A 5,516-nucleotide genomic window follows, 5' to 3' on the forward strand; every position below is an offset into this window, starting at 1 on the left:
AAGGCATTTGGGGGACTTTATTTATAAAAGACTACATATCTACGTTTTAACGACAACAATTAGTGTTCACCGCACAGCCATGTTAAACATTAACTGCCTCAAGGAGATTATGAAAAAGAAAAAATTTAGGATTGTTTATAGTATATAAATGGGACCTTAAATTCATCTTAACCAACTTTTTGAGTTGTACGTTGACCGACATATTGAAACGTCCTGACATTCTTATTATCAGCTTCCAAGGTAACTTGAAATTGGAAATAATGGTCTCGTCCATCAACCGACTTTTCTTTGTTGAGTTTGAAGTAATTTTTATGAGAGAGTGCCATGGAAAGCAGGATATCATCAATGATAAAAGTCAAGGGTGTTCCATCAGCTGAGTAACGGTAAAAATCTTCTTCAAACTTGATATAACTTTCTGAGAAATAATCTATTTGCAACTTATCTTTATATATCTCTTTTCTATTCATCATCTTCTTCTCCTTCCACCAAGTAAATAGCTAAAATATCCTCAACCTCAACAAGATGAAACTTATCTGCTGATTTAACCACGATTTTTTCTTTTGATACCTCTGTCACCTGTCCTTGATAGGTGGCTTTTTGATTGCCTTCTTTGACGATAAATTGCCCTGATAGTTGCCCTGAATAGAGTTGTGAGATAAGGGTCAGCTTATCCAGTAAGCTAAGTTCTTCTGAAAAGATTATCTTATGCTTTTCCTCATCTAGTGATGTGGTGTGTTCCGATAAGAAAAAGCCCATCCATTTCATCATGCCACGGTCTTGATGGTCTCTAGCAGATTGAAAAGGTAAATAACTTCTATCTATCATTAGCTTAGTCCGTCCAATCCACCTGCTGAATGTCCACCAACTAGTTTACTTCTGGCAATAACCCGTGAGCCTTCTGATAAGGCATTTGCCTTCAAAAGCGAGGTAAATCCGAACTGATGTCTGATGGTGTCAATGGCTGATTGAAGCCTTTCTTCTTTTTCGATTTGTTCCACGTCATCAAAAAGGGAGATTAGTCCGAATGATTCATCTACTAACTGAGAATAATAAACGCTGATACTTCTAACCGCTCCTGAACTATACTTCTTATGAAACAGAGCCAGAACATGATTCTTCAAGGTTTCTGTTTGATTCGTTGGTTCAATCTTCATCTGAGCATGAATACTTTTCTTGCCTTCGCTTCGAGAATAACCTACGCCAATAGAAACACAAGTCGTCTTCTTGCCTGTTTTTCTGAGACGGACAGCTACCTGCTCTGCCATTTCCGAAAGGACCATCTCAATTTCTTTCTGTCTGACATAATCTCTTGGCAATACTTGAGAATTGCCTATGCCATTAGATTTTGGTTTATAGGGTTTATGGACGTTACTTTCATCAATTCCATTAGCGTGAAAGAAAAGGTCAACACCATTGACTCCTAGATGAGCCTTGAGGACATCAGGATTACTATTAGCTAGTTCCTTGATAGACATAATTCCCAAAGCATTGAGTCGTTTCTTCATGCGACTGCCTATTCCCCAAAAATCTGTCATTTCCTGAATACCCCAGACCTTGGTTTCTACGTCCTCATAAGACCAATTTGCACGCATGGTTTTCGTCTTCTTGGCTTCATTATCCAACGCCAACTTAGCCAAAAGTGGGTTACTGTTAGACATGCCTACGGTTGAGTAAACGCCTGTCTGTCGGAAAATATCGTGTTGAATTTTACTTGAAATCACATCCAGCTTTTCTTTTCTGGACAAGTTTTTGTTAGGGACAAAGTAATTTAGAGAGCCTGTCAGGTCAATAAATCCCTCATCAATCGAATAAGGGAGAATATCTTCTGGACTGCCATAGTTTTGTAGAATACGCTGGATTTCTAGGTTCTTTTCGATATAGAGACTCATTCTTGGTGGGACAATAAAGGTCACCTTTGCCCATTCTTCGACAAATTGAACATACTCAGGTGTAATTTCAATCCCTTGACGTTTGGCATTATAGTAAGAAAACTTTCGAGTATGTATATCAAAGGGTAAGTCATATACTCTTCCGACATTCCGCTTATCAAAGACCTTTTTAAACATAGGTGATGAAGCAAGAATCAAGCCGTTTGAATTATCCGCTCTGCTCATGACACAAAGAGACGTTTTTAAGGGGTGAAGCCCTCGCTCGACACACTCAACGCTGGCATAGAAAGACTTCATATCAATAAAGGCAATATCACTTTTAGGCTCTCTTGAATAATCAAAATAGCCCATAGATTTATCCTCCCACTGCTGGCATAAAGTGACCAATGATTTTCCCTACAATCCTTGGATTGTCTTCTGCGGAGGCAAACATGTCTGAATAGTCAGGATTGAGAGATACTAAGCGGTAGCCATCTTCTTCTAGGTAAACCTTCTTGATATAAGCTCTCTCATTCCAGACCACAGCGTAAACTGCTCCGTCATAGTCAAAGCCACCCTCACGGATAAGAGCAACTTCCCCACTCGCATAGACAGGCTCCATAGAATCCCCTTTAATCCATGTGGCAATATCATACTGGTAATCTGTTTCTGAAAAGACTTCTACGGTATCAGTTTCATCATAGGTACTTTCCCCTAGACCAGCAGACAGCTCAACATCATCAATAACCTTGATACTGTATAGTTGAACAACTTTACTTTCCTCTTGGACAGTAAGCAATTCTTCTGCATACTCCTCAACCTTTACACGGTTAATATCATTGAGTTTCAGATAAGTCTCTACAATTCTATGTTCTGATTCAAAATAGCCCGTTGACACACCCAAAATATCTGCCAACTTTTCGATGTTATGACTGTTTGGTTTTGTCTTGCCACTTTCCCAAGTGAAATAGGACTGACGGGAAATATCAAGCTTTCTAGCCATGTCAGCTTGACTGATTTTTAATTCTGTACGTCTCTTTTTGAGAGCTTCTGATGAAAACATAGTTACCTCCTTAACTTAAATAATATATGTCTTTCGCTTTTTGATAAGCTTGACCCTCTGTCAACTTTTCTTTATTCCAAGCATAAAATATTGCTATGCCTTTGTCATAATACGCCCAAGTTCCTACGCTGGTCGAGGAAACAGTGCTTCTGAATTTTTTTTGAGATAATTCTGCCACCTCTTTATCAGTAACAAAATCTTTTTGACTGAGAAGATAGGATAACTTTTCTACTGGTCCAGGATCATAAGAGTTGTACTCCGAGACAATGCTATCATGAACTCTAGCAAAACTTTCTAGAATTTTTCTATTATCTCTTGATTGATAGTGATGAACAGTTTGAATAATTGACTCTTTGCTCTCACCTGTCAAGTAAGTTAGCAAGTCTATCAGACGAATATTCAATGCTTCATAGGACACATGAAGAGAATTAGCAACTTCCTGAAAACTAGACTTCTGGTAGTAAATCTTGGATAGCAAAACAATATCAGGCATAAGCAAACAAGCTGAGAAATAATTAGCTTCAACCTCCTCAGGGGCGGTCTGATTTTCCTTTAGTTCGGTAAAGACTGTGCCATGGTGATTAAGCAAAAAATGTCCCAATTCATGACATTTGGTAAAATTTTGACGTACTACTGGATTCTCTTTTTCATAGGAAAGTGAAATCCCTCCTGAATCTATTAAGGTGAGACCTTCAATCTGACGTTTGGAAAAATGATGCCCTAACACCTTAATATCATTCTCAGAGATAACATAGTTAAAGAAATCTTCAAAAGTATAGGACAAGAGAGATAATTTTCTTAGTTTGATAAAGGGATATAGTTGTGATTTAACAACTGAACTAATCTTTGAAAAGGTGTTTCCCAAATACTTTACCTCCTTGTCAGTTTTATAACTGACAATATTGTACAAAAAAAGTGGACGATTGTCCACTTAAAAAATTAAATAGTTTGCTTTATATTCCAATATTGCAAAATTTCATTAAAAACCTATATTAAACGTCTTACCTCTTTCTATAGCATTATGTTCAAGAACTTTTATGTCTTCTATTTCACTTTCATGTAATTTTATCTCAAAGTCAAATTTATTAGAATCAACTAAGATGTACAGCTCATAGCTATCATCAGGGAGGCTTTCTAGTTTATAAACTACTCCCTTAAAAACTTGCCCTTTCTTAGTGATTAAGTAAACTCTATCTCTTATATTAAAATCAAGGTAAAGACTGAAAAGGCAACACTTTTCTGTACAAAATTTATAAAGTGTTTTTGTTAAACGATTGCTCTTTTAGTCATGGGTGTTTGGTAATGAAATGTGCTGTGGATGCGATGGTGATTCCACCAGTGGACATAATCCTTAGTTTTAAGGGTTAATTCTCCTAAAAGTACCCTGAGTAAAGTGCTTTTTCCAGCACCATTTGCTCCTACTAAACCAATACGGTCATAATCATATACTTCTAATTCATTTATATCTAAAACATCGCGTCCTTTGAATTCCACACGAATGTCTTTTGCTTTTAATATTAATTCCATAACATTTCCTCCTGTCTATAATCGCATGCTTTCATTTGCTTGTACGCAGGGAAAACCCTGCGATTTTAGCAGGAAGAATTACATGAAAATAAGATACATAAATATCCCTCCAATATTGTTTATTTTAAATCTAATCTTCTAACCTCAGTTATCATTGGGCAAACTATAGCAATGCCAATAATTAAAATACCTGATAGTAAAAACCAATGATTTACACCGATTTTATCAGCAAAGAATCCAGAAAGAATTAACCCAATTGGCATAGCAAGTGACATGATACTCCCGGTCAAAGAAAATACACGTCCTAAATATTCAGGCTTAATTTTCTCCTGATAAAGAGCTGTTTGCACGCCGCTATAAAATGGCACCGAAAGCCCCATTATTGCACAGCAAACTACAAATATTACAAATCCATTTGGAGGAAGTATTCCCGAAACGGCTAAACTGGCCCCCATTATAAAAAATGAACTAGTTATTAGTAATACAGGCTTTTCGAAGCTCCCTAATCTTCCTAACAATAAGCCTCCTGCTAGCATTCCAAATGCAAAGGAAATTTCCGTAATAGAAATATGCACAGGTGTTCCATTAAAGTATTCCATGCTTATTAAAGGGAATAGTGCATTAATTGGCATATAAACAAAAGTATATAGTGTTCCTAAGAGTAATAAGGCAAACAATCCTTTGTTTTGTCTCAGAACGACAATTCCTTCTTTCATTTCTCTTATGAAATTTGGTTCCAAACTTTGCACTTGATTACCCAGCTTAGGTATACGTACAATTGCTACCGTAATAGATGCAATCACAGCACCCAATACGTCGATGGCAATAATAGCATTTAAATCCCAAACGGAGTATAAGAGTGCTGCAACTGCCGGACTAACAATATAGCTTATAGACTGCAAAGACTGACTATAGCCTGCGCATTTCGTTAGCTGTTCTTCTGGTACTAAAAGTGGTGTAACCGCATTGAGCGCTGGGGTATGAAAAGCTGTTCCAATGCTACGGATAAACAATACTATCATAACCATCCAGACAGGTAGCTCCATATAGAATGCAAC

The 5,516-nt window shown here is 37.1% G+C and carries 7 protein-coding genes; all 7 read right to left on the reverse strand.

The genetic code is table 11. The annotated features are described in order from the left end of the window. Nucleotides 1-167 precede the first annotated feature (167 nt). The gene (locus ACPC58_RS11295; protein ID WP_115265975.1) at nt 168-467 is read right to left on the reverse strand and encodes a DUF5960 family protein; all 300 of its coding nucleotides are present in this window, start codon (nt 465-467) and stop codon (nt 168-170) included. After that, nucleotides 460-825: a hypothetical protein gene (locus ACPC58_RS11300; protein ID WP_121791957.1), complete on the reverse strand. Its 366-nt coding sequence runs from the start codon at nt 823-825 to the stop codon at nt 460-462. Before ACPC58_RS11300 ends, ACPC58_RS11295 begins: the two co-directional genes overlap by 8 nt. Then, complete coding sequence (locus ACPC58_RS11305) at nt 825-2,240, reverse strand: Y-family DNA polymerase (protein ID WP_289649258.1); 1,416 nt, start codon at nt 2,238-2,240, stop codon at nt 825-827. The genes ACPC58_RS11300 and ACPC58_RS11305 overlap by 1 nt, the downstream gene beginning before the upstream one ends. A gap of 4 nt (nt 2,241-2,244) precedes the next feature. Further along, the gene (locus ACPC58_RS11310) at nt 2,245-2,931 is read right to left on the reverse strand and encodes an XRE family transcriptional regulator (RefSeq protein ID WP_121791955.1); all 687 of its coding nucleotides are present in this window, start codon (nt 2,929-2,931) and stop codon (nt 2,245-2,247) included. Between the two features lie 10 nt (nt 2,932-2,941). After that, nucleotides 2,942-3,796 carry an ImmA/IrrE family metallo-endopeptidase gene (locus tag ACPC58_RS11315; RefSeq protein ID WP_159373772.1) on the reverse strand — a complete coding sequence of 285 codons (855 nt, stop codon included), beginning with the start codon at nt 3,794-3,796 and terminating at the stop codon, nt 2,942-2,944. Nucleotides 3,797-4,197: 401 nt separating this feature from the next. Continuing rightward, complete coding sequence (locus ACPC58_RS11320; RefSeq protein ID WP_159373771.1) at nt 4,198-4,458, reverse strand: ATP-binding cassette domain-containing protein; 261 nt, start codon at nt 4,456-4,458, stop codon at nt 4,198-4,200. 119 nt (nt 4,459-4,577) lie between these two features. After that, the coding region (locus ACPC58_RS11325) for an MFS transporter (protein ID WP_434066015.1) at nt 4,578-5,516 on the reverse strand (939 nt) is incomplete at its 5' end.

Source organism: Streptococcus sp. VTCC 12905 (assembly GCF_049893385.1).
Lineage (GTDB): Bacteria > Bacillota > Bacilli > Lactobacillales > Streptococcaceae > Streptococcus > Streptococcus suis_AA.